Origin of the sequence: Pseudomonas sp. BF-RE-25, from assembly GCF_019956105.1 — a bacterium.
GTDB lineage: Bacteria > Pseudomonadota > Gammaproteobacteria > Pseudomonadales > Pseudomonadaceae > Aquipseudomonas > Aquipseudomonas migulae.
Genome location: NZ_JAHBDB010000049.1, coordinates 14,921 through 39,180 on the forward strand (window position 1 = coordinate 14,921; position 24,260 = coordinate 39,180).

Annotated in this window: 18 protein-coding genes and 2 pseudogenes; 16 read left to right on the forward strand and 4 right to left on the reverse strand. The window is 60.8% G+C overall.

Features of this window, described 5'->3' with window-relative positions:
* Positions 1 to 172: 172 nt before the first annotated feature.
* Together KGB24_RS21275 and edd are read right to left on the reverse strand one after the other, a co-directional pair.
* Positions 173 to 1,123, reverse strand: coding sequence for a glucokinase (locus KGB24_RS21275; RefSeq protein ID WP_008031013.1), 951 nt, complete (start codon positions 1,121 to 1,123; stop codon positions 173 to 175).
* Entirely contained in the window at positions 1,120 to 2,946 is a 1,827-nt protein-coding gene (gene edd / locus KGB24_RS21280; protein ID WP_223416388.1) for a phosphogluconate dehydratase, read from the reverse strand. The genes KGB24_RS21275 and edd overlap by 4 nt, the downstream gene beginning before the upstream one ends.
* 220 nt (positions 2,947 to 3,166) lie before the next feature.
* Here edd and gap point away from each other — a divergent pair, with 220 nt between their 5' ends.
* The 10 genes and pseudogenes from gap (at position 3,167) to KGB24_RS21325 (ending at position 14,291) form a co-directional block, all read left to right on the forward strand.
* Positions 3,167 to 4,168 carry a type I glyceraldehyde-3-phosphate dehydrogenase gene (gene gap, locus KGB24_RS21285; RefSeq protein ID WP_008031008.1) on the forward strand — a complete coding sequence of 334 codons (1,002 nt, stop codon included), beginning with the start codon at positions 3,167 to 3,169 and terminating at the stop codon, positions 4,166 to 4,168.
* 228 nt (positions 4,169 to 4,396) lie between these two features.
* Positions 4,397 to 4,861, forward strand: a complete 465-nt coding sequence (locus KGB24_RS21290; protein ID WP_223416389.1) for a methylglyoxal synthase — start codon at positions 4,397 to 4,399, stop codon at positions 4,859 to 4,861.
* A gap of 77 nt (positions 4,862 to 4,938) precedes the next feature.
* Positions 4,939 to 5,457 (forward strand): RNA polymerase sigma factor, encoded by a 519-nt coding sequence (locus KGB24_RS21295; protein WP_223416390.1) that lies wholly within the window; start codon positions 4,939 to 4,941, stop codon positions 5,455 to 5,457.
* 81 nt (positions 5,458 to 5,538) lie between these two features.
* The gene (locus tag KGB24_RS21300) at positions 5,539 to 6,504 is read left to right on the forward strand and encodes a FecR family protein (RefSeq protein ID WP_223416391.1); all 966 of its coding nucleotides are present in this window, start codon (positions 5,539 to 5,541) and stop codon (positions 6,502 to 6,504) included.
* A 122-nt stretch (positions 6,505 to 6,626) separates the two neighbouring features.
* Complete coding sequence (locus tag KGB24_RS21305; protein ID WP_223416392.1) at positions 6,627 to 9,218, forward strand: TonB-dependent receptor; 2,592 nt, start codon at positions 6,627 to 6,629, stop codon at positions 9,216 to 9,218.
* A gap of 114 nt (positions 9,219 to 9,332) precedes the next feature.
* The gene (locus KGB24_RS21310) at positions 9,333 to 9,941 is read left to right on the forward strand and encodes a biliverdin-producing heme oxygenase (protein ID WP_223416393.1); all 609 of its coding nucleotides are present in this window, start codon (positions 9,333 to 9,335) and stop codon (positions 9,939 to 9,941) included.
* Positions 9,942 to 10,060: 119 nt separating this feature from the next.
* Positions 10,061 to 10,453, forward strand: coding sequence for a YbaN family protein (locus KGB24_RS21315; RefSeq protein WP_223414012.1), 393 nt, complete (start codon positions 10,061 to 10,063; stop codon positions 10,451 to 10,453).
* 465 nt (positions 10,454 to 10,918) lie between these two features.
* A pseudogene (locus tag KGB24_RS29460) lies at positions 10,919 to 11,887 on the forward strand (chemotaxis protein); the annotation flags it as partial.
* Positions 11,888 to 12,265: 378 nt separating this feature from the next.
* A pseudogene (locus KGB24_RS29465) lies at positions 12,266 to 12,793 on the forward strand (methyl-accepting chemotaxis protein); the annotation flags it as partial.
* Positions 12,794 to 12,959: 166 nt separating this feature from the next.
* Positions 12,960 to 14,291, forward strand: coding sequence for a CoA transferase (locus tag KGB24_RS21325; protein ID WP_223413779.1), 1,332 nt, complete (start codon positions 12,960 to 12,962; stop codon positions 14,289 to 14,291).
* A 121-nt stretch (positions 14,292 to 14,412) separates the two neighbouring features.
* Here KGB24_RS21325 and KGB24_RS21330 read toward each other — a convergent pair whose 3' ends face one another.
* Both KGB24_RS21330 and arcD (KGB24_RS21335) read right to left on the reverse strand, forming a co-directional pair.
* Positions 14,413 to 15,276: a DNA-3-methyladenine glycosylase family protein gene (locus KGB24_RS21330; protein ID WP_223413780.1), complete on the reverse strand. Its 864-nt coding sequence runs from the start codon at positions 15,274 to 15,276 to the stop codon at positions 14,413 to 14,415.
* A complete protein-coding gene (gene arcD / locus KGB24_RS21335; RefSeq protein ID WP_008027826.1) occupies positions 15,273 to 16,700 on the reverse strand; it encodes an arginine-ornithine antiporter in 1,428 nt (475 codons plus the stop codon). Before arcD (KGB24_RS21335) ends, KGB24_RS21330 begins: the two co-directional genes overlap by 4 nt.
* 458 nt (positions 16,701 to 17,158) lie before the next feature.
* On the opposite strand from arcD (KGB24_RS21335), the gene arcD (KGB24_RS21340) reads away from it, so the two are divergent.
* From arcD (KGB24_RS21340) to KGB24_RS21365, 6 genes are all read left to right on the forward strand, one after another.
* Complete coding sequence (arcD, locus tag KGB24_RS21340) at positions 17,159 to 18,586, forward strand: arginine-ornithine antiporter (RefSeq protein WP_008027824.1); 1,428 nt, start codon at positions 17,159 to 17,161, stop codon at positions 18,584 to 18,586.
* A 35-nt stretch (positions 18,587 to 18,621) separates the two neighbouring features.
* Positions 18,622 to 19,878 carry an arginine deiminase gene (gene arcA / locus KGB24_RS21345; RefSeq protein ID WP_008027822.1) on the forward strand — a complete coding sequence of 419 codons (1,257 nt, stop codon included), beginning with the start codon at positions 18,622 to 18,624 and terminating at the stop codon, positions 19,876 to 19,878.
* Positions 19,879 to 19,947: 69 nt separating this feature from the next.
* Complete coding sequence (locus KGB24_RS21350) at positions 19,948 to 20,958, forward strand: ornithine carbamoyltransferase (protein ID WP_008027820.1); 1,011 nt, start codon at positions 19,948 to 19,950, stop codon at positions 20,956 to 20,958.
* A 189-nt stretch (positions 20,959 to 21,147) separates the two neighbouring features.
* Complete coding sequence (gene arcC / locus KGB24_RS21355; protein ID WP_008027818.1) at positions 21,148 to 22,077, forward strand: carbamate kinase; 930 nt, start codon at positions 21,148 to 21,150, stop codon at positions 22,075 to 22,077.
* A gap of 12 nt (positions 22,078 to 22,089) precedes the next feature.
* A complete protein-coding gene (locus tag KGB24_RS21360; RefSeq protein ID WP_008027817.1) occupies positions 22,090 to 22,452 on the forward strand; it encodes a DUF5064 family protein in 363 nt (120 codons plus the stop codon).
* 204 nt (positions 22,453 to 22,656) lie between these two features.
* Positions 22,657 to 24,165, forward strand: coding sequence for a sigma-54-dependent transcriptional regulator (locus KGB24_RS21365; protein WP_008027814.1), 1,509 nt, complete (start codon positions 22,657 to 22,659; stop codon positions 24,163 to 24,165).
* Positions 24,166 to 24,260 lie beyond the last annotated feature (95 nt).

Here is a 24,260-nt window from a genome sequence, read left to right on the forward strand (position 1 = left end):
GTTGTTTGAATTGGGCGGATTATGCCTTAAGCACCGAACTTACAAACACCGCAGAAAAACTGTAGGAGCAAGCTTGCTCGCGATGGACGTCAACGATAACGCGCCATTTCTGACACCCCGCGGCGTTCTCAGGTTTTTCGCGAGCAGGCTCGCTCCTACAGATGGTCGCATTTCAAGCCTGGTCGAGCGCCACACCCGCACCCACCAACCCGGAATACGGCGCCGTCACCAGCCACACCGGAATCCCCTTGAAGTAATCGCTCATGCAACCCTTGTCGGCAAAGCACCGCGCAAAACCGCTTTCGAGGAAGAAATCGGCAAACCGTGGGATCACCCCACCGACGATAAACACACCACCGCGCGCCCCCGTGGTGAGCACGTTGTTGCCCGCCACGCGACCGAGCCAGCAACAGAACTGTTCCAGCACTTCCAGCGCAATCGGATCACCCGCCAGGCCGGCGGCGGTGATCGCTTCCGGCGTTTCGAGCACAGGCGTGTGCCCGTCCACCGCGCAAATCGCCCGATAGACGCGCGGCAAGCCGCTGCCACTCAACGCCGTTTCCGCGCTGACATGCCCAATCTCGTTGAAGATGTGCTGCCACAACTGAGTTTCACGCGGACTGCTCAACGGCAAATCGACGTGGCCGCCCTCGCCCGGCAATGCAGCAAAACGCCCTTCGCCGAGATCGAGCAAAGTACCGACGCCCAACCCCGTGCCCGGACCAATCACCACCGCCGGGCGCAACGGTTCCGGCGTGCCTTCGCAAACCACGCGGAATTCGCCCGGCTGCAAACGGGTCATGCCCAGCGCCATCGCCGAGAAGTCGTTGACCAGCAGCAGTTGCTCCACTTGCAGGGTCTGGCAGAACGCCTTGCGGCTGAGGCGCCAGTGATTGTTGGTGAACTTGAATTCATCACCGCTCACCGGGCCGGCCACTGACAGACACACGGAACCAATCGAACCCGGCGCCAGCCCCTGCCCGTTCAGATAGACGCTGATCGCCTCTTCCGGGCTGGGAAAATCTGCCGTTGCCAGCACCTGGACCGATTCCAGTTGCTGGTTTTTCCACAACGCGAAACGTGCGTTGGTCCCACCGATGTCACCGACCAAAGCCAGTTTCAATTAAGCGTCTCCAGGGCAGAAGTAAAGGCGCTGGCGCCCTGCTCTGCGGAGCTGAAGGCCATGCGCATGAAACTAAACAGTTCGCGACCGGTGCCGATGTTGTTGCCCAACAGGCCTTTGGCCGGCGTGCGCGCTGCGAATTCTTCAGCGTCCACCTTAAGCTCCAGGGTGCCTTTGACGCCATCGACGCGGATGATATCGCCCTCTTGGACTCGCGCCAAAGCGCCGCCCACATAAGCTTCGGGGCTGACGTGAATCGCCGCCGGGATTTTCCCCGAGGCGCCGGACATGCGCCCGTCAGTCACCAGCGCGACTTTGAAGCCGCGATCCTGCAGCACGCCAAGGAACGGCGTCATTTTGTGCAGTTCCGGCATGCCGTTGGAGCGCGGGCCCTGGAAGCGCATCACCGCGACAAAGTCCTTTTCCAGCAAACCGGCCTTGAACGCATCGGCCAGATCCTGCTGATCATGGAACACCATCGCCGGTGCTTCGACAATCTGGTTTTCCAAGGCGACCGCCGAGACTTTCATCACGCCACGACCGAGGTTGCCTTCCATCACGCGCAAGCCGCCCTCGGGCGAGAACGCTCGAGCGACTGGGCGCAGGATGGTTTCGTCGAGGCTCTCGGTCACGCCTTCGCGCCAGACCAATTCACCGTTATCGAGGAACGGTTCCTTCGTGTAACGGCTCAGGCCGTGGCCAAGAACCGTGTTGACGTTTTCGTGGAGCAGGCCGGCTTCCAGCAGTTCGCGGATCAGGAACGACATGCCGCCCGCCGCCTGGAAGTGGTTGATGTCGGCTTTGCCGTTCGGGTAGACGTGGCTCAGGGTCGGCACGACTTCGGAGAGGTCTGCCATGTCCTGCCAGGTCAATTGAATGCCCGCGGCCATGGCGATGGCCGGCATGTGCAAGGTGTGGTTGGTCGAACCGCCGGTGGCGTTCAGTGCCACGATGGAGTTGACCAGCGAACGTTCATCGACGATTTCGCCGATCGGCATGAAGTTGCCATTCTGCTTGGTCAGGCGCGTGACCTGATGCGCCGCTTCGCGGGTCAGGGCATCGCGCAACGGCGTGTTCGGGTTGACGAAAGAAGCGCCCGGCAAATGCAGGCCCATGACTTCCATCAGCAACTGGTTGGTGTTGGCGGTGCCGTAGAAGGTGCAGGTGCCGGGGCTGTGGTAGGAGTTCATTTCCGATTCCAGCAGCTCTTCGCGAGAGGCCTTGCCTTCGGCATAGCGCTGACGCACATCGGCTTTCTGCTTGTTGGAAATGCCCGAGACCATCGGCCCGCCCGGCACGAAAATCATCGGCAGATGACCGAAGCGCAACGCGCCCATCATCAGGCCCGGCACGATCTTGTCGCAGATGCCGAGCATCAGCGCGCCATCGAACATGTTGTGGGAAAGGGCAACAGCGGTGGACAGCGCGATCACTTCACGACTTGGCAGGCTCAGTTCCATGCCCGGCTCGCCTTGGGTCACGCCATCGCACATCGCCGGGGTGCCGCCGGCGAACTGGCCGACGGAGCCGATTTCGCGCAGGGCTTTTTTGATCAGTTCAGGAAAGACTTCGTACGGCTGATGCGCCGAGAGCATGTCGTTATATGACGAAACAATCGCGATGTTCGCGGAGTTCATCATTCGCAGGCTGTTCTTGTCTTCGGTGCCGCAACCGGCCACGCCATGGGCGAAGTTGGCGCATTGCAGCTTGCCGCGCATCGGACCGTCGCTGGCCGCACCGCGAATGAGCGCAAGGTAAGCCTCGCGGGTTGCGCGGCTGCGGGCGATAAGCCGTTCGGTGACCTCAAGGACGCGGGGATGCATGTGTAGAACTCCAGGCTAACGGATGTGGCGACCTGATTGTCTATGCTGAACAAGAGCCGTTGTTGATGGGATGACAAACGGCTTTCTTGATCATTCGGACCAGTTGATTCAGGTCACTCGTTGTAGATTGAACAAAATATTGCCACTAAAAAGGCTTGTTTTCTATTTTTATGCGAATAATCTTGTAATTCCAACAACAAAACGACGGCGGCCCTGTTAAATGACTCTTCGAATCGCAATCAATGGTTTTGGCCGTATCGGCCGCAACGTCCTTCGCGCACTGTATACCCAAGGCTACCGTCAGGATTTGCAGATCGTTGCAATCAATGACCTGGGCGACAGCGCGATGAACGCTCATCTGCTCAAGTACGACACTGTTCACGGCACGTTCGACGCCGATGTCCAGCATGATCAGGAAAGCCTGACCGTCAACGGCGACCGGATTTCCGTCAGCGCCATCCGTAACCCGGCCGAGCTGCCCTGGGCCGCAGAAAAGATTGATGTCGTGTTCGAATGCACCGGTTTGTTCACCGACCGGGCCAAAGCCGCCGCGCATATTACGGCCGGCGCGCGCAAAGTGATCATCTCTGCACCGGCCAAAGGCGCCGACGCCACCGTGGTGTATGGGGTGAACCACGACATTCTGCGCCAATCGCACCAGATTATTTCCAACGCGTCGTGCACCACCAACTGCCTGGCCCCGGTCGCCCAGGTGCTGCACCGCGAACTGGGGATCGAAAGTGGTTTGATGACCACGATTCACGCCTACACCAACGATCAGAACCTGACCGACGTCTACCACACCGACCCGTACCGCGCGCGTTCGGCCACCCAGAACATGATCCCGAGCAAGACCGGTGCGGCCGAAGCGGTCGGCCTGGTGCTGCCGGAACTGGCGGGCAAACTGACCGGCATGGCCGTGCGTGTGCCGGTGATCAACGTGTCGCTGGTGGACTTGACCGTGCAACTGAAGCGCGAGGCGTCGGCCGATGAAGTGAATGCGCTGCTGAAGGAAGCCAGCCAGCATTCGAAGATTCTGGGCTACAACACGTTGCCGCTGGTTTCCAGCGACTTCAACCACAACCCGCTGTCGTCGATCTTTGACGCCAACCACACCAAGTCCAGCGGCAAGCTGCTGAAGGTGCTGGCCTGGTACGACAACGAGTGGGGCTTCTCCAACCGCATGCTCGATAACTGCCTGGCACTGTGCAACGCCGAGTAAGTTGGCGTTCGTGACACCGCTATCGCCGGCAAGCCGGCTCCTACAAGGTTGCGGCGCACCCAATCCCTGTAGGAGCTGGCTTGCCAGCGATGGCGGCCTCCAAATCGCCTTCGCCGGCAAGCCTGGCTCCTACAAGGTTGCGGCGCACCCGATCCCTGTAGGAGCTGGCTTGCTGGCGATGGCGGCCTCATGAACACCATCGTCGGTAACCTTCCTACGGAACATCCCATGATCGGTATCAGCTTCACGCAAAAAACCGTCGCCGCGCGCAAACGCATCGCCCTGGTCGCCCACGACCACTGCAAGGTGTTCCTGCTGGACTGGGCCGAGCGGCACAAAGACAAGCTCGCGCAACATGAACTGGTCGCCACCGGCACCACGGGTTTGTTATTGCAACAACGCCTCGACCTGCCCGTGGAAAGCATGATCAGCGGTCCCTTGGGCGGCGACCAACAACTCGGCGCGCAAATCGCCGAGCAGCGGGTCGACATGCTGGTGTTCTTCTGGGACCCGTTCGAACCGCAACCCCACGACCCGGACATCAAGGCGTTGCTGCGAGTCGCGGCAGTCTGGAACATTCCCGTTGCCTGCAATGAATGCAGCGCCGACTACCTGCTCAGCAGCCCGTTGATGGATCAGGCGCATTCACATCGCATCCCCGATTACGCGACCTATTTGCAGGGCCGCGCATAAACCTTCACAAATCAGGACTTGACCACTACGGCGGATGATAAGCATTATCATTTGATCGAAATGGATCAGGTCCTCCCGTGAGTCAATCGCGCTTCAATCACGTCTTCATCGCCCAGCGCGTCTCTCTGCTGCGCACGCTGGAGCGGATGGTCAACAATCACAGCACCGCCGAAGACCTCTTGCAGGAGACCTACCTGCGCGTGACCCGTGCGCTCAGCGAACGGGCCATCGACCACCTTGAACCCTTTGTTTTCCAGACCGCCCGCAACCTGGCGCTGGACCATTTGCGTGCGCGGCGCATTCAGTCCCGGACGATGCTCGACGACGTGCCGATGGACGTGGTGGAAAGCATTGCCGCGCCGGCCAGCAGTGCCGAGGACGCCGCCCATGCCAAACAATTGCTGGAGCGTTTGAACGTGAGCCTCAGTGAACTCAGCGCCCGTCAGCAGCAGATTTTCATTCTCAGCCGCTTGCACGGGCACAGCTATCTGGAGATTTCCGAGACGCTCGGCGTGTCATTGAGCACGGTGCAAAAGGAGTTGAAGCTGATCATGGCTATCTGCATCGGTGTCGCCGAACGGTTAAACGGCGACTGAGCAAGCAAGGCTTTGCTACCCTTGCCCACTTTCAAGCTCCACTAAAAAACAGCCGTGCACAGACACTGCCGAGGAAACACCGTGACGGACACCCACCGCTCCCCTCCGCCCTCACCGGCGCGGGACCCCGCAAGTGCGATGGACCAGGCCCTGGACTGGCTGATCGTGCTGGGCAGTCCGAGCGAAGAACAGTCTCGCCAGTTCCAGGCATGGCTGGACGCCGACCCTTTGCATGCCCAAGCGTTCGCCAAGGCCCAGGCCATCTGGGACGGCCCGCAAGTCGTGCAATGCGCGCAGCACCTGGCCGCGCTGCCACCCAAAGTCACCGTGTTGTCGCGCCTGCGCCCGCACTGGAAACCGTTGGCCACTGCTGCCGTGTTGATCCTCGGCCTGTTCAGTTTCAGCAACCTGCCCCTGCGTCTCCAGGCCGATCACCTGACGGTGGTCGGTGAGCGTCAGCGCCTGCAACTGGAGGACGGCTCGAAAGTCCTGCTCAATACCAACTCGGCGTTTTCCAGCACCATCAACGATCAGCAGCGCGTCGCCCGTCTTTATCAGGGCGAAGCGTTTTTCGAAGTGCCGGCCCATCGCGGCCAGCCGCTGGAAATCGACGCCGGACCGGTGAAGGCCAGCGTGCACGACACCGCGTTTGCGGTGCGCTACCTCGATGGCGTGACGCAGGTTCAAGTGCAGCGTGGCGATGTCGACTTGCGGGCGACCCGCGACGACGCACGGATTCGCCTGTCTGCCGGCGAAAGCATCCGCATCGGCCCCAACGGTTTCGACCGGCCGGCCAGGCTCGACGCCGCGACTGACCTGGCCTGGGTCCAGGGCCGACTGGTGTTTGAAAACTGCCCGATGAGCCAGGTGCTGGCGGAGCTGCGTCGCTACTATCCAGGCTGGATCATCAACAACAACGAGCAATTGGCCGACGTCGCCGTGACCGGCAATTACCGTCTCGACCAGCCGCTGGACGTGGTCCGCTCCCTGGCGCACATCACCTCGGCGCGGCTCCAGGAATATCCGGCGCTGGTGATCCTGAACTAAATGAGAATTATTTTTACTCGATAGCTGAAGCTCGTACGTCTCGTTATAGCCAATGCAATTGATTCGCATCTTCATATGCCAATCAGCACCTATAAAGATTCGTGCGACTCGGAGCGCTATCGATGTCCTCTCGCCTTACCCGCCACTCCTCTTCACCGTCCCGCGTGCTCTCGCTGCTGACCGCCGCCATCCTCATGGCTGGTAGCGCGCCGCTGATGGCCGCCACCGCCGCCGAGCAACCAACGCGCAACATGGGCGATTACGCGTTTGCGATCCCGCAACAGTCGCTGGTCTCGGCACTCAATGCCTTTACCGCGGTGACGGGCTGGCAGGTCGGCTTGCCGGCAGAACTTGGGCAAGGCGTGGCCTCGCCGGGTGTGCGCGGGTCCTTGTCACCGGAGAAAGCCCTGGATCGCCTGTTGGTGGGGACCAACCTGAGCTATCGCAAACTGGGCAACAACAACATCGTCCTGGAAAAGCGCCCGAGCAGCGGCGCCCTCAACCTGCAACAGGTGACCATCAGCGCCACCCGCCAGGAACAAACCGTGGAAAGCGTGCCGGGCACCGTCACCGTTCACACCCGCGAAGAGCTGGACCGCAACAACGTCAACACCATCAAGAACCTGGTGCGTTACGAACCGGGCGTTTCGGTCGGTGGTGCCGGCCAGCGCGGTGGGATCAGCGGCTACAACATCCGCGGCATCGACGGCGACCGGATCCTGACCCAGGTCGACGGCGTCGAAGTGCCCAACGATTTCTTCAACGGCCCCTACGCCAAGACCCAGCGCAACTACGTCGACCCGGAGATCATCAAACGCGTCGAAATCCTCCGCGGGCCGGCCTCGGTGCTGTACGGCAGCAACGCCATCGGCGGCGCGGTCAGTTATTTCACCCTCGACCCCGACGACATCATCAAACCCGGCAAAGACGTCGGTGCCCGCTTGAAAACCGGCTACAGCTCCGCCGACGAGAGCTGGCTGAAGTCCGCGACGGTGGCCGGCCGCGCTGATCAGTTCGATGGCTTGCTGCATTACAGCCAGCGCGACGGTCATGAAACCGAATCCTACGGCAACAACAACGGCACCGGCCTGGCGCGCACTGCGGCCAACCCTGAAGACGTGCGTACCTACAACGTGCTGGCCAAGATCGGCTGGAACTACAACGAAGATTCGCGCCTGGGCCTGACGTATGAAAAGTACAAGGACGACCGCGACACCGATCTGAAAAGCGCCTACGGCGGTCCGTTCGACAAAGGCCAGCCGGCGATTCCGACCAGCATCCTGCCGGGCGGCATGTACCAGTGGCGCACCGGTAACGACACCGTCACCCGCGAGCGTTTCGGCCTGGAACACAGCTTCGCCCTCGACAGTCTGCTGGCAGACAACGTCAAGTGGAGCGTGAACCACCAGGTCGCCAAGACCGACCAGAGCACCGAAGAGTTCTACTACCCGATCTCACGCAAAGTGCTGCGCACCCGCGAAACCCTTTATGAAGAAAAGCAGTGGGTGTTTGACGCGCAACTGGACAAGGCTTTCAGTCTTGCCGACACCGAGCACCTGCTGACCTACGGCACCACGATCAAACAGCAGAAAGTCACCGGTTCGCGCAGCGGCAACGGCACCTGCCTCGCGGTCTTTGGCTCCTGCCGAACCCTCGGCGCCGTCAGCACCGCAGACGTGCTGAAAAAATCCAGCGACTTCCCCGACCCGACCGTCAACACCTACAGCCTGTTCGCCCAGGATCAGATCAGCTGGGACAAATGGACCTTCCTGCCGGGGCTGCGCTACGACTACACCGAGCTCAAGCCGCACATCACCCAGGAGTTCTTGAACACCGTGGCTGCCGATGGCCGCGGCACCGTCAGCAACGACGCCAAAACCTGGCATCGCGTGTCGCCGAAATTCGGCCTGACCTACGCCCTGACTGACCAGTACACCTGGTATGGCCAGTACGCCGAAGGTTTCCGCACACCGACCGCCAAGGCGTTGTACGGGCGCTTCGAGAACACCACCACCGGTTATCGCGTGGAACCCAACCCGAACCTCGACCCGGAAACCAGCAAAGGTTTTGAAACCGGTCTGCGCGGTCAATTCGAATCGGGCTCCTTCGATGTGGCTGTGTTCTACAACAAGTACCGCGACTTCATCGAAGAGGATGCCATCTCCCCCGGTTATAACGAGCTGACCTTCCAGAGCGCCAACATCAAGCGCGCCACGATCAAGGGCGCAGAGGTCAAGGGACGTCTGAACCTCGACGTCTTCGGCGCGCCACAAGGTCTGTACACCCAGGGCTCGGTGGCCTATGCCTACGGTCGCAACAACGACAACGGCGAACCGATCAACAGCGTCAACCCGCTGACCGGTGTGTTCGGCCTCGGTTACGACCAGGACAACTACGGTGGTTTGCTCAGCTGGACGCTGGTGAAAAAGAAGGATCGCGTCGACGACACCAAATTCAAGTCGCCGGACGGCGTCAGCAGCCAGTTCAAATCGCCGGGCTTCGGCGTGCTGGACCTGACCGGTTTCTACAAAGTGACGGACGACGTGACTGTCAGCGCCGGGGTCTACAACCTGACCGACAAAAAGTACTGGCTGTGGGATGACGTGCGCGGTTACGACGGCGTCGGCGAGGCTTCGGTCCTCAGCCCGGCCAACCTTGATCGCCTGACTCAGCCGGGTCGCAACTTCGCGGTCAATCTGGTCTGGGACATCTGATCCTGCACGCTCACTGCGCGGCTTTTTATAGCGCCGCACAGTGAGGTTTTTTTACTGTCAGGCGTCTTCTTGTTCGTCTCGTTACCAAGCGCCTCTTTTCTTCAAGGATTTCTCATGACTAACCAGGACACTGCTCAACGCCCGGCTTTGCGCTCGCAACGCTTGAACCAGATCACCCATGAGCCCCACACCAAACTCGATGCACTGGTCAAAGCCCACGCGCCGTTCGAAACCCAGGCCAATTTCGCCCGTTTCGTGGTGGCGCAATATCTGTTCCAGTCGGAGCTGGTGGCGCTGTACAACGATGCCGAACTGATCGCCATCGTTCCCGATCTGGCGGCGCGCTGCCGTGCCGAGGCGGCCAAGGCTGACCTGGCCGATCTGGACACCGAAGTGCCGGCGCCTGTCGCGGGTGCAGTGAACACCCCGAGCAAAGCCGAAGCGCTGGGTTGGTTGTTTGTGTCCGAAGGCTCGAAGCTCGGTGCAGCGTTCCTGATCAAACGGGCTGTCGGCCTGGGCCTGAGCGAAACCTTCGGCGCCCGTCACCTCGGCGAACCGGCCGGTGGCCGCGCTGAAGGCTGGAAAAGCTTCGCCAAGACGCTGGACGGTCTGGAACTCACCGAGCAGGAAGAAGCCGAGCTGGATAAAGGCGCCATCGCGGCGTTCAACCGCTTCACCGTGTTGCTGGAACACGCCTACACCACCACTCCCGAACTCGCCTGATAACCCCGCCCCTGTAGGAGCGAGGCTTGCCCGCGAAGAACGATAACGCGGTCTATCTGAAAAACCGCGGCGCATTCTTCGCGGGCAAGCCTCGCTCCTACAGGGCAAGCGTCGATCTTATGACTCGCTCCTCCTCAAAACTCGCCCGCATTCTGTTCGGTCTCTTGGCCTACATCAGCCTAGCCATCGGCCTGATCGCCATCGTCGTGCCAGGCCTGCCGACCACCGAGTTCGTCCTGCTCGCCGCCTGGGCCGCGACCAAGAGTTCGCCGCGCCTGAGTGCCTGGCTGGAAAACCATCGGCTGTTCGGTCCGATCCTCTGCAACTGGCGCAACGGTAAAATCGTTGCGCGTCGAGCCAAGGTCAGTGCCACCGTGAGCATGCTGCTGTGCGCCGGGTTGATGCTGGTCATGCTCGATCACGGTTGGCCGGTTTACCTCGCCATTGCCGGCATGAGCCTGGGCAATCTGTGGATCTGGTCACGACCGGAATCACTGCCGCAAACCACCTGACACACTCCGCGATTTATCCCCGTTTTAAAGCGCTTTTCGGCACTTTTTCCCGCGCAAACGTTCAACCATGACCGTTCGTCGGGGTCACCTTCATGCATCCTCGCACCACGCCGATGCGCAGAGATTGGCGCTGAATGGATTTGGCGAACCGGGTCGGCCTCGACTCGCAGCCAACACTTCATCCCTTCGCGAGTTCGTCCTATGTTCGACTCTCTGTCCATCCGCCTGAAAATCGTTCTGCTCTCCGGTCTATGCCTGCTGGGCGTGGTCGTCCTGATCGTCAGCATGAACTTCTACCAGACCAACCAGAACGATGAGCTGGTCAGCGCCTCCAGCAGCAAAATGCTCACCGACAGCGTGCAAGACCTGCTTCAGGCCAAGGCCGCCGAGCAAGCGGTGCGGGTGCAGAAAACCTTTGGCGAAAGCCTGCTGGTGGTGACCGCCCTGGCGGACCAGATCAAGGACATGCGCACCCTGGCCGCCAAACGCTCGCTTGAGGCCGGCGCCCTGCGTGAAGAGTTGAACCAGAGCCTGAAAACCGCCTTCGAGCGCAACAGCAAAGTGTTGGGGATCTGGCTGGCGTTCGAACCCAACGGTCTGGACGGCAAGGACAGCGAGTTCGCCAATGACGCCGCTCGACAGTCCAACGAAGCCGGTCGTTTCGCCAGTTACTGGAGCCGCGCCGGTGGTACCGCGCTCAACACGATCATGGTCGAAGACGACATGACCAAAACCACCTTGAGCCTCAGCGGCACGCCTTACAACAGCTGGTACACCTGCCCTCGCGACAACAAGCGCACCTGCTTGCTGGACCCGTACGCCGACACCGTCGGCGGCAAGGAAATGCTGATGACCACCATTTCCGTACCGCTGCTGGTGGACGGCAAATCCATCGGCGTGGTCGGCGTGGACATCGCCCTCGACGCCTTGCAGGCAGCGGCTGTCGGTTCCCAGCGTGATCTGTTCAACAGCGCCGGGCACATGCTGATTGTCTCTGGCAGCGGCGTGCTTGCCGCTTACAGCGTCGACGCGAGCAAGGTCGGCAAAAGCATCGGTGAGACCCTGGGCGCAGAGGGCAAGGATGTCCTGCAATTGCTCAGCGGCGGCGCACCGAAAATCCTCGAACAAGGCGATTTGATTCGTGCGGTGTACCCGGTCAGCCCGATCAGTGATTCCAAAGCCTGGGGCGTGGTGATCGACCTGCCCAAGCAAGTGCTGCTGGCCGATTCGGTGAAGCTGCAAACGGTGCTCGATGATGCCCAGCAAAGCGGTACGATCAAAGCCGTGCTGGTGGCGGTCGCTGCCGGCCTCGTCGGTCTGCTGCTGATCTGGCTCACCGCGTCGGGCGTGACCCGGCCGATCAACAGCGTCGCCGAAATGCTCAAGGCCATTGCCAGCGGCGACGGCGACCTGACCCAGCGCCTGCATTACAGCAAGCAGGACGAACTGGGCGAACTGGTGAGTTGGTTCAATCGCTTCCTCGACAAGCTGCAACCGACCATCGCGCAGATCAAGCAGAGCATCACCGATGCCCGTGGCACCGCCGACCAGTCTTCAGAAATCGCCCGCCAGACCAGCGAAGGCATGCAGGTGCAGTTCCGCGAAATCGACCAGGTCGCCACCGCGTCCAACGAAATGAGCGCCACGGCCCATGACGTCGCCAACAGTGCGTCGAACGCGGCAAACGCAGCCAAGGGCGCTGACCAGTCGGCTCGCGATGGCATGTCGATCATCGAACGCAGCACCCGCGACATCAATCAACTGGCCGATGAAGTCAGCAAGGCGGTGACCGAAGTCGAAGCGCTGGCGGTCAACAGCGAGCAGATCGGTTCGGTGCTGGAAGTCATCCGCAGCATCGCCGAACAGACCAACCTGCTGGCGCTCAACGCCGCCATCGAAGCCGCCCGTGCCGGCGAGAGCGGTCGCGGCTTTGCGGTGGTGGCCGATGAAGTGCGCAACCTGGCCAAACGCACGCAGGATTCGGTGGAAGAGATTCGCATCGTCATTGAGCGCATCCAGACCGGCACCCGTGGCGTGGTCGCCACCATGCATTCGAGCCAGACCCAGGCGCACAGCAACGCCGGGCAGATTCAACAAGCGGTGCAAGCCTTGAGCAAAATCAGCGACGCGGTCACGGTCATCAGCGACATGAACCTGCAAATCGCCAGCGCCGCCGAACAGCAAAGCGCCGTGGCCGAAGAGGTCAACCGCAACGTCTCGGCGATCCGCACCGTCACCGAAACCCTGACCGGCCAGGCCACCGAATCGGCGCAGATCAGCAGCCAGCTCAACTCCCTGACCACCCACCAGATGAAATTGATGGATCAGTTCCGCGTGTAGCTGCCACGGCCCCTGTAGGAGCGAGGCTTGCCCGCGAATGTGTCGACGCGGTGTGTCAGGCTGACCGCGTTATCGTTCTTCGCGGGCAAGCCTCGCTCCTACAGGGGGGGTATCTAAATGACCGGTGTTTTGTTCTATGCTCTGGCCCTCTTCCGGAGGGCCTTCGATGACTGATTTACTCACGTCCATTCAAGCCGCACTCGGCTTGCCCCACACCCCGATTCCGTTCGCCTCGAAGGGTGCCCTGCCCTCGGCGTTCGCCGTCACTGACCTGGCGAGCGCCAGCATTGCCGCTGCCGGCCAAGCGGTCAGCGAGTTACTGCACCAGCACACCGGTCGTTTGCCCAACCTTGAAGTCGACCGTCGCCTCGCGTCTTTCTGGTTTGCGACGTCGATCCGTCCCGTCGGCTGGAGCGTTCCTCCACTCTGGGACCCGGTGGCCGGAGACTACCCGACCAGCGACGGCTGGATACGCCTGCACACCAACGCGCCTCATCACCGTGCGGCGGCCGAAAAAGTGCTCGGCGCCTGTGCCGACCGCGCCGCCGTGGCGAGCAAGGTTGCGCAATGGGCGAAAACCGATCTGGAACACGCCGTGGTCAAGGCCGGTGGCTGTGCCGCCGAAATGCGCAGTTGGGCGCAATGGCAGGCGCATCCCCAGGGCCAGGCGGTGAATTCTGAACCACTGATTCAGTTCAGCGCCGGCAACCCTGAACCGCCGCGATCGTGGCAAGGATCGGTGGCGCAACCACTGGCCGGGATCAAGGTATTGGATTTGACCCGCGTGCTTGCCGGCCCGGTCGCCAGTCGCTTTCTTGCCGGCCTCGGCGCCGACGTTTTGCGCATCGACCCACCGACCTGGAACGAGCCCGGCGTGGTGCCGGAAGTCACCTTGGGCAAACGCTGCGCACGCCTGGACTTGCATGACAAAGCAGATCGCATCCTGTTCGAAAGCCTGCTCAAGGACGCCGACATTCTGCTCCACGGCTACCGCGCCGATGCCCTGGAACGGCTGGGTTACGGCGTCGCCGAACGGCAGGCACTCGCGCCCGGCCTGATCGACGTCTGCCTGAATGCCTACGGCTGGAGCGGACCATGGCAGAACCGCCGCGGCTTCGACAGCCTGGTGCAGATGAGCAGCGGGATTGCCGAAGCGGGGATGCAATGGAAGAAGGCGGACAAGCCGACGCCGTTGCCCGTGCAGGCGCTGGATCATGCCACCGGGTATTTGATGGCGGCTGCGGCGATCACGTTATTGGGACGGAGTGGGTCAGCACGGTTGTCGCTGGCGCGGACGGCGAAGTTGTTGATTGAACAGGGGGCGGGGACGAGTGAGCTGCTGCGGGCAGAGGATGAAAACGATCAGGACTTGCTGGTTGAACAGACGCCCTGGGGGCCGGCGCATCGGCTTCATGTGCCACTGAAAATCACCGGGACGCCGTTGCAGTGGGCGATACCGGCCTCCGAATTGGGTTCACATCGCGCGCAGTGGTGGTGACTCTCCGGACGCAATCGCGAGCAGGCTCGCTCCCACAGGTTTTGTGATCGACACTGATCCACTGTAGGAGCGAGCCTGCTCGCGATAGCGGTCGAACAGTCACTAAAAATCCCGGATCAGCTCAGTCCGCCCGACTCAGTGATGTCCACAAAAGCTGCGCCGCATACCCTCGACAAGGTCGCCAACCTTCGGCCCGCGCCAACAACTCCCGAGCCGTCACCCGCTCCCCCTCAAGCGCCGATAACGCATTGATCAATCCCACATCCCCACCCGGAAACGCATCCATCTCGCGCAATTGTCGCAAGGCAATGTACTGCGCCGTCCAGTCGCCAATCCCGTGCAACGCCAGCAACCGCGCCACACCACCCTCACGCCCCGGCTCAAACAATAACGGATCATCAAGCAACGCCTGGGCCACGCCCGACAACGTCCGGCCCCGGCTTTTCGGCATGCCCAGCGCCGCCAGATCCGCCTGCGCCAATACATCAGCCGCCGGGAACACCTGCGTGATACCGGGCAAAACCGACGTCAAAGGCGTCCCATATTGCACCACCAGTTTCCCCGCCAACCTGATCGCCGCAACCACGCTGATCTGCTGCCCCAAAACCGCACGAATCGCCAGCTCCAGACCGTCCCACGTCCCCGGAACCCGTAATCCCGGCCGCTCGGCAATCAACCGCGCCATCAACGGGTCAGCCTCCAGCGACCGATGAATCGCGGCTAAATCCGCATCCAGATCAAACATCCGTCGCAACCGCGCAACGATCTCCGGCACCGCCGCCGGGTCAGGAAAATCCAGCGTCACTTCCAGCGCATCGCCCGCCACCGGCCTTATCCAAAACGTGCCGTGATCGCCTTCCAGGCCAATGCTGCGCGAATACACGCCATCCACCACCGTTTCCATTCCCGCCACGGCCCGCGCCGACAAGAACCCCAGCATCGCCGGCCAGTCATAGGGCGGCTGATAGGCCAGCCGCAACCTCACAACGACAGAAATCCGCTGTACAAACCGTACGCCGCCAAACCGGCGCCGCTGATGACCGCGGTAAAAATCCCTTTCTCGATTGCTGTAAACAGCGGTTCACCCTGCTCGCGTTTGGCCTTGGCGAACAGAATCACCCCCGGCGCATACAACAACGCCGACAGCAGCAAATACTTGACCCCACCGGCGTACAACAGCCACACCGCATAACTCAGCGCGATGCCGCCGATCAGCAAGTCCTTGGTGCGTTCCGCCGACGCGTGCTCGTACGTTTCGCCGCGTCCGCTCAACAACACCGCATACGCTGCCGACCACAGATACGGCACCAGAATCATCGACGACGCGAGGTAGATCAGGCTGGTGTAAGTCCCGGCGGAAAACAGCGTGATCAGCAGGAAAAGCTGGATCATCACGTTGGTCAGCCACAGCGCATTGACCGGCACATGGTTGGCGTTTTCCTTTTTCAGGAAGGCCGGCATGGTCTTGTCCTTGGCCGTGGCAAAGAGGATCTCGGCGCAAAGCAGCGCCCAGGACAACAACGCGCCGAGCAACGAAATCGCCAGGCCAATGCTGATCAACAACGCGCCCCAAGGCCCGACGATATGTTCCAGCACCGCCGCCAGTGACGGGTTCTGCAGGTTGGCCAGTTCCGGCTGGCTCATGATCCCCAGCGACAACACGTTCACCAGCACCAACAGCGCCAGCACGCCAATAAAACCGATGACCGTCGCCCGGCCGACATCCGAACGTTTCTCCGCCCGCGCCGAATACACACTGGCGCCCTCGATGCCGATGAACACAAACACGGTGACCAGCATCATGTTGCGCACCTGATCCATCACGCCGCCGAAATTCGGGTTGCTGCGGCCCCAGATGTCACGGGTAAAGATGTCGGCCTTGAACGCCACGGCGGCGATGACGATGAACATGATCAGCGGCACGATCTTGGCCACGGTGGTCAACTGATTGATGAACGTCGCCTCCTTGATCCCGCGCAGCACCAGAAAATGCACGGCCCACAGCAGGACCGAGGCGCAACCGATGGCGATGGGCGTGTTGCCCTGGCCAAACACCGGAAAGAAGTAACCGAGGGTGCTGAACAGCAGAACGAAGTAACCGACGTTGCCCAGCCAGGCGCTGATCCAGTACCCCCACGCGGACGAGAACCCCATGTAGTCACCGAACCCTGCCTTCGCGTAGGCGTACACCCCGGAATCCAGCTCGGGTTTGCGATTAGCCAGCGTCTGAAACACAAAGGCCAGCGTCAGCATTCCGACGGCGGTGATGGCCCAACCGATCAATATCGCGCCGGCATCGGCACGGGCGGCCATGTTCTGCGGCAAGGAAAATATCCCGCCACCAATCATCGATCCAACCACCAGCGCGATCAGTGCGCTCAGGCGAAGTTTTTGCGTCGGTTGCGACATGCCTGCGTCTCCATTTTTCCCGATGCGACCGGGGAATGACCACGGCCGGGAAACCGTCACATGGTTGGTTTTAACTAAATAGGTACAGCGTAATAACGTTTATTAGAAAACGCCAAGTCATGTCCGTTATTTATAGCGGATGATTCTATTAGCGTCTTGGCAAAGAGCGAATTTGTGGGTCAATCTTAATTAATCGATTCCATACCTGAAACCGGCGTCAAAAATTTGCGGAACGCAGAAAACGAACTAGCGTAAAAGTTCCAAGCAATTGGAGTTATTCCTTTTGTATCAGTCGAGGCCTCTGGACCGGGCTTTTCCGGAAATACCGTTATGCCCGGAAAAGGTTCATAAGTCTTTCATTAACAATGGAATGTAGCCATGCACTGATCTAAGTCAGCTGACTGAATTGCTAACAGAACTACTCTGTTGTCTCTCTTCTCCTGCATTGGAGTCATGCAATGTCTGAATCCCCCGGAAAACTGAAACTCGGTGCACTTGTTGCGTTGGTTGTCGGCTCTATGATCGGTGGCGGGATCTTCTCTTTGCCCCAGAACATGGCCGCCAGTGCCGACGTCGGCGCGGTGCTTATCGGTTGGGCCATCACTGCCGTAGGCATGCTGACACTCGCCTTCGTGTTCCAGACACTCGCCAATCGCAAACCTGACTTGGACGGCGGTGTTTACGCCTACGCCAAGGCCGGATTCGGCGACTACATGGGTTTCTCCTCCGCGTGGGGTTACTGGATCAGTGCCTGGCTCGGTAACGTCGGTTACTTCGTCCTGCTGTTCAGCACCCTCGGCTACTTCTTCCCGATCTTCGGCGAAGGCAACACCGTTGCCGCTGTGATTGGTGCGTCGCTGCTGCTCTGGGCCGTGCACTTCCTCGTGCTGCGCGGGATCAAGGAAGCGGCGTTCATCAACCTGGTGACCACCGTCGCCAAGGTCGTGCCGCTGCTGCTGTTTGTGCTGATCGCGATTTTCGCCTTCAAGCTCGACATCTTCACCGCTGACATCTGGGGCGTGAAAAACCCCGACCTGGGCAGCGTGATGAACCAGGTGCGCAAAATGATGCTGGTCACCGTCTGGGTGTTCATCGGCATCGAAGGCGCGAGCATCTTCTCGGCGCGAGCGGAAAAGCGCAGCGACGTCGGTAAAGCCACCGTGATCGGCTTCATCACCGTGCTGTTGTTCCTGGTGCTGGTGAACGTGCTGTCGCTGGGCATCATGACCCAACCGGAACTGGCGAAACTGCAGAACCCGTCGATGGCCGCGGTGCTGGAGCACGTGGTCGGTCACTGGGGCGCGGTGCTGATCAGCGTCGGCCTGATCATTTCCCTGCTTGGCGCGTTGCTGTCATGGGTGCTGCTGTGTGCGGAGATCATGTTCGCCGCCGCCAAGGACCACACCATGCCGGAATTCCTGCGCAAGGAGAACGCCAACCATGTGCCGGTCAATGCCTTGTGGCTGACCAACGCGATGGTGCAGCTGTTCCTGATCATCACGTTGTTTTCCGCCAGTACTTACCTGTCGCTGATCTACCTCGCCACTTCAATGATTCTGGTGCCGTATCTGTGGTCCGCGGCTTATGCACTGCTGCTGGCGGTGCGCGGCGAGAGTTATGAAAACGACTCGGGCGAACGCTCGAAGGATTTGCTCATCGGTGCCATCGCGGTGATCTACGCAGTCTGGCTGGTCTACGCAGGGGGCACCAAATACTTGCTGTTGTCTGCCCTGCTCTATGCGCCCGGGGTCATCCTGTTCGCCAAGGCCAAGCGAGAACTCGGCAAACCGATTTTCACCAACGTCGAGAAGCTGATTTTTGCAGCCGTCATCGTGGGCGCCCTGGTGGCTGCTTACGGGCTGTATGACGGCTTCCTGACCCTGTAACACCTGACTTATTTGTCATCTGGAGGATCACTGTAATGACCACGGAAAAAGTTAAGTACGGCGTACATTCCGAAGCCGGCAAACTGCGCAAAGTCATGGTTTGCTCCCCCGGCCTGGCCCACCAGCGGCTGACCCCGAACAACTGCGACGAACTGCTTTTCGATGATGTGCTGTGGGTCGCCCAGGCCAAGCGTGACCATTTCGATTTCGTCACCAAGATGCGTGAACGCGGGGTCGACGTGCTGGAAATGCACAACCTGCTGACCGACATCGTCGCGATTCCTGAAGCCCTCGACTGGATTCTGGAACGCAAGGTCACCGCCAATTCGGTCGGCTTGGGGTTGATCGATGAAACGAAGTCATGGCTGCGCAGCCTGGAGCCGCGCAAGATCGCTGAGTTCCTGATTGGCGGCGTCTCCGCCGATGACCTGCCGGACAGTTTCGGCGGCAAGACCATCCAGATGTTCCGCGATTTCCTCGGCCACTCCAGCTTCATTCTGCCGCCGCTGCCCAACACCCAGTTCACCCGCGACACCACGTGCTGGATCTACGGCGGCGTGACGCTGAACCCGATGTACTGGCCGGCGCGCCGTCAAGAAACCTTGCTGACCACCGCCATCTACAAATTCCACCCGCAGTTCACCAACGCCGACTTCGAAATCTGGTACGGCGATCCGGACCAGGAACACGGCAGTTCCACCCTTGAAGGCGGCGACGTCATGCCGATCGGCAACGGCGTGGTGTTGATCGGCATGGGCGAACGCTCATCCCGTCAGGCCATCGGCCTGTTGGCCCTGAACCTGTTCAAGAACAAGGCCGTGGAAAAAGTCATCGTCGCCGGTCTGCCGAAGTCCCGCGCGGCCATGCACCTGGACACCGTGTTCAGCTTCTGCGACCGCGACCTGGTGACGATTTTCCCGGAAGTGGTGAACCAGATCGTCGGCTTCACCCTGCGTCCGGATGAAGGCAAACAAGGGGGCATCGACATCCGTCGCGAAGAAGGCAACTTCCTCGATGTGGTGGCCAAGGCATTGAACCTCAAAGCGTTGCGCGTGGTGGAAACCGGCGGCAACAGCTTCGCCGCCGAACGCGAGCAGTGGGACGACGGCAACAACGTGGTGGCCGTGGAACCCGGCGTGGTCATCGGTTATGACCGCAATACCTACACCAACACCCTGCTGCGCAAGGCCGGTGTGGAAGTCATCACCATCAGCGCCGGTGAACTGGGACGCGGCCGTGGCGGCGGCCACTGCATGACCTGCCCGATCATCCGCGACCCTATCGACTACTAAACGACCATCCCCCCGGCCGCACTGACCCGGTAGCGGCCGGGCCGATTACCGAACTCAAGGAGAATCATCATGGCGTTCAACATCCACAACCGTAACCTGCTCAGCCTGGAGCACCACACGCCCCGTGAGCTGCGTTACCTGCTCGACCTGTCCCGCGACCTCAAACGCGCGAAGTACACCGGCACCGAGCAACAACACCTCAAAGGCAACAACATCGCGCTGATCTTCGAAAAAACCTCGACCCGCACCCGTTGCGCCTTCGAAGTCGCGGCCTATGATCAGGGCGCCAACGTCACCTACATCGACCCGAACTCCTCGCAAATCGGCCACAAGGAAAGCATGAAGGACACCGCCCGAGTACTGGGGCGCATGTACGACGCTATCGAATACCGTGGCTTCAAGCAGGAAATCGTCGAGGAACTGGCCAAGTTCGCCGGTGTGCCAGTGTTCAACGGGCTGACCGACGAGTACCACCCGACGCAAATGATCGCCGACGTGCTGACCATGCGTGAACACGCGGACAAGCCGATCCACGAAATCAGCTACGCCTACCTGGGCGACGCGCGCAACAACATGGGCAACTCGCTGCTGCTGATCGGCGCCAAGCTGGGCATGGACGTGCGCATCTGCGCGCCGAAAGCCCTGTGGCCCCTTGATGATCTGGTCTCGCGCTGCAAGAAGTACGCGGAAGAAAGCGGCGCCCGGATCACCTTGACCGAAGACCCGAAAGCAGCGGTCAAGGGCGTGGACTTCATCCACACCGACGTTTGGGTGTCGATGGGCGAGCCGGTCGAAGCCTGGGCCGAACGCATCCAGCAACTGTTGCCCTACCAGGTCAACGCGGAACTGATGAAAGCCACCGGCAACCCACGCACCAAGTTCATGCACTGCCTGCCGGCGTTCCATAACAGCGACACCAAGGTCGGTAAACAGATTGCCGAGCAGTATCCGCACCTGTCCAACGGCATCGAGGTCACCGATGACGTGTTCGAGTCGCCAGCGTGCATCGCCTTCGAGCAAGCGGAAAACCGCATGCACACGATCAAAGCGATCCTGGTGTCGACCCTGGCTGACCTGTAACGGCTGACCCGGTTCCTCCTGCAGGCACACAACCCCCTGTGGGAGCGAGCCTGCTCGCGATAGCGGAGTAACAGCCAACATCATTGTTGAATGTGAAATGGTAATCGCGAGCAGGCTCGCTCCCACATTGACCGGGTTTCGACAGAGGAACCGAGTCGCTCGTAATCTCTTTATTGAAAGGACTGAATCATGCGTATCGTCGTTGCTCTGGGCGGTAACGCCCTGCTCCGCCGTGGTGAACCCATGACCGCGGACAACCAACGCGCCAACATCCGGATCGCCACCGAACAGATCGCCAAGATCCATGCCGGCAACGAACTGGTCATCGCCCACGGCAACGGCCCGCAGGTCGGCCTGTTGTCGCTGCAAGCGGCGGCCTACACCTCGGTGTCGCCTTACCCGCTGGACGTGCTCGGCGCCGAAACCGAAGGCATGATCGGCTACATCATCGAACAGGAACTGGGCAACCTGCTGGACTTCGAAGTGCCCTTCGCCACGCTCCTGACCCAGGTCGAAGTCGACGCCAACGACCCGGCCTTCCAGAATCCGACCAAACCCATCGGCCCGGTGTACGCCAAGGCCGAAGCAGAAAAGCTCGCCGCCGAAAAAGGCTGGGCGATTGCCCCGGACGGCGACAAATTCCGCCGCGTGGTGGCCAGCCCGAGACCGAAACGCATCTTCGAAATCCGCCCGATCAAGTGGCTACTGGAAAAAGGCAGCATCGTGATTTGCGCCGGCGGTGGCGGCATCCCGACCATGTACGGCGCCCACGGCAAGCTGCAAGGCGTGGAAGCGGTGATCGACAAAGACCTGTGCTCGGCGTTGCTGGCCGAACAGCTGGACAGCGATTTGCTGGTGATTGCCACCGACGTCAGCGCGGCCTTCATCGACTACGGTAAACCCACACAAAAAGCCATCGGCCAGGCGCACCCGGACGAAATGGAAAAACTCGGCTTCGCCGCCGGCTCCATGGGACCCAAGGTTCAGGCAGCCTGCGAGTTCGCGCGCCATACTGGAAAGGTCGCGGTGATCGGTTCACTCTCGGACATCGAGGCGATCGTCCAGGGCACGGCCGGCACCCGAATCAGCACGGCAAAACCTGGCATTACTTATTTATAAGGAGAACCGTCAATGGCACAGTTCGAGCCCGGTCACCTGCACATTGAGCGCCATGCACTGACACCGGACGATGTCAGCTACAACGTGCACCTAGACTATGAAGTCAGCAAGAATCCCAAGGGGGAGAAAGGGATTCAGTTCACCCTGCATGGCAGTATTCAAGGAAAGGACGTGAAGGAGCCCTTCTTTCTGCGCAAGGAGGAAGCCTACAACTTCGCCAACAACGTAACGAAAATCGCCGAGAAGTACGGGATTCCGAAGACCCATAGTCAGATCGGCTCGGTCCACAAGCATTACGATCTGATGTTCGAAGACATCCGCAAGCAGCTGGATATGAAATCCGGTGACCCGGTGAACATCGAACACTTCGAATAACCCTATTCCCCTGGATGAACGCTGTACCTGTAGGAGCCGGCTTGCTGGCGATGGCATCTCTGCGGTCTGTCAGATACACCGAGGTGATGCCATCGCCAGCAAGCTGGCTCCTACAGAGTGGCGATCCCATCAGCGGATTTCACCTGAACCCCTCCTCCAAGGCATACTTGCCACCCTCCGCACGTCAGATAAAAAAACCGCCCCATGCGTATCCACGTCAGCTTCATCGACCGCGTCGGCATTACCCAGGAAGTCCTGGCCCTGCTCGGTGGGCGCAATCTCAATCTGGATGCGGTGGAAATGGTTCCGCCCAACGTCTACATCGACGCCCCGACCCTGAGCCCGGACGTGCTCGAAGAGCTGCACGACGCCTTGCTCAGCGTGCGCGGCGTGCAGGCGATGACGGTGGTCGACATCCTTCCCGGCCAACGTCGACACTTGCAGCTCGATGCGCTGCTCGCGGCCATGACCGACCCGGTACTGGCCCTGGACAGTGCCGGCAAGGTGCTGCTGGCCAACCCGGCATTGATTGCCTTGTACGGTCGCGAACCGGCCGGTGAAAGTGTCGCTGACCTGTTTGCCGATCCCGCATTGCTCGACGCCCTGCTGGAGCACGGCTTTCGTCTGCCGCTGCGGGAGATCACCGTCAACGGCCAGACTTTGTTGTTGGACGCCACGCCGATCACCGACGCCGGCGCCCTGCTGACGCTGTATCAACCGAACCGCATCGGCGAACGCCTCTCGGCGCTGCACCACGACCACGCCGAAGGGTTCGATGCGCTGCTCGGCGAATCCCCGGCGATTCGTACGCTCAAGGCCCGCGCGCAGCGGGTTGCAGCCCTCGATGCGCCGCTGTTGATCCAGGGCGAAACCGGTACCGGCAAAGAACTCGTCGCCCGGGCCTGTCACGCCATCAGCGCGCGGCACAGCTCGCCGTTCCTGGCACTGAACTGCGCGGCATTGCCAGAGAACCTCGCCGAAAGCGAACTGTTCGGCTACGCCCCCGGCGCCTTCACCGGCGCGCAACGGGGCGGCAAGCCGGGGCTGATGGAATTGGCCAACCAGGGCACGGTGTTTCTCGATGAGATCGGCGAGATGTCGCCGTACTTGCAAGCGAAACTGCTGCGCTTCCTCAACGACGGCAGTTTCCGTCGGGTGGGCGGTGATCGTGAAGTGAAGGTCAACGTGCGGATCCTCAGCGCCACGCACCGTGACCTGGAAAAAATGGTCAGCGAGGGCTCGTTCCGCGAAGACCTGTTCTATCGCCTCAACGTGCTCAACGTCGAAGTCCCGCCGCTGCGCGAACGCGGCCAGGACATTCTGCTGCTGGCGCGCTATTTCATGCAGCAGGCCTGCGCGCAGATTCAGCGACCGGTGTGTCGCCTGGCGCCGGGCACTTACCCGGCGTTGCTGGGCAACCGCTGGCCGGGCAACGTGCGGCAACTGCAGAACGTGATCTTTCGCGCCGCGGCGATTTGCGAAAGCAGCCTGGTGGACATCGGCGACCTCGACATCGCCGGCACCTCCGTGGCGCGCCAGAGCGACACAGAAGTCGACAGCCTGGAGCAGGCGATGGAAGAGTTCGAAAAGACCCTGCTGGAAAAACTCTACGTCAGCTACCCCTCGACCCGGCAACTGGCCAGCCGCCTGCAAACCTCCCACACCGCGATTGCCCATCGGCTGCGCAAGTACGGGATCCCCAACAAGCCGTAATAGCTGTTGGTTCGAACGGATTCTTTCGATAAACCTCGACCTGTAGGAGCCGGCTTGCTGGCGATGGCGATGCTGAAGACGCCCCGTCTCTTATA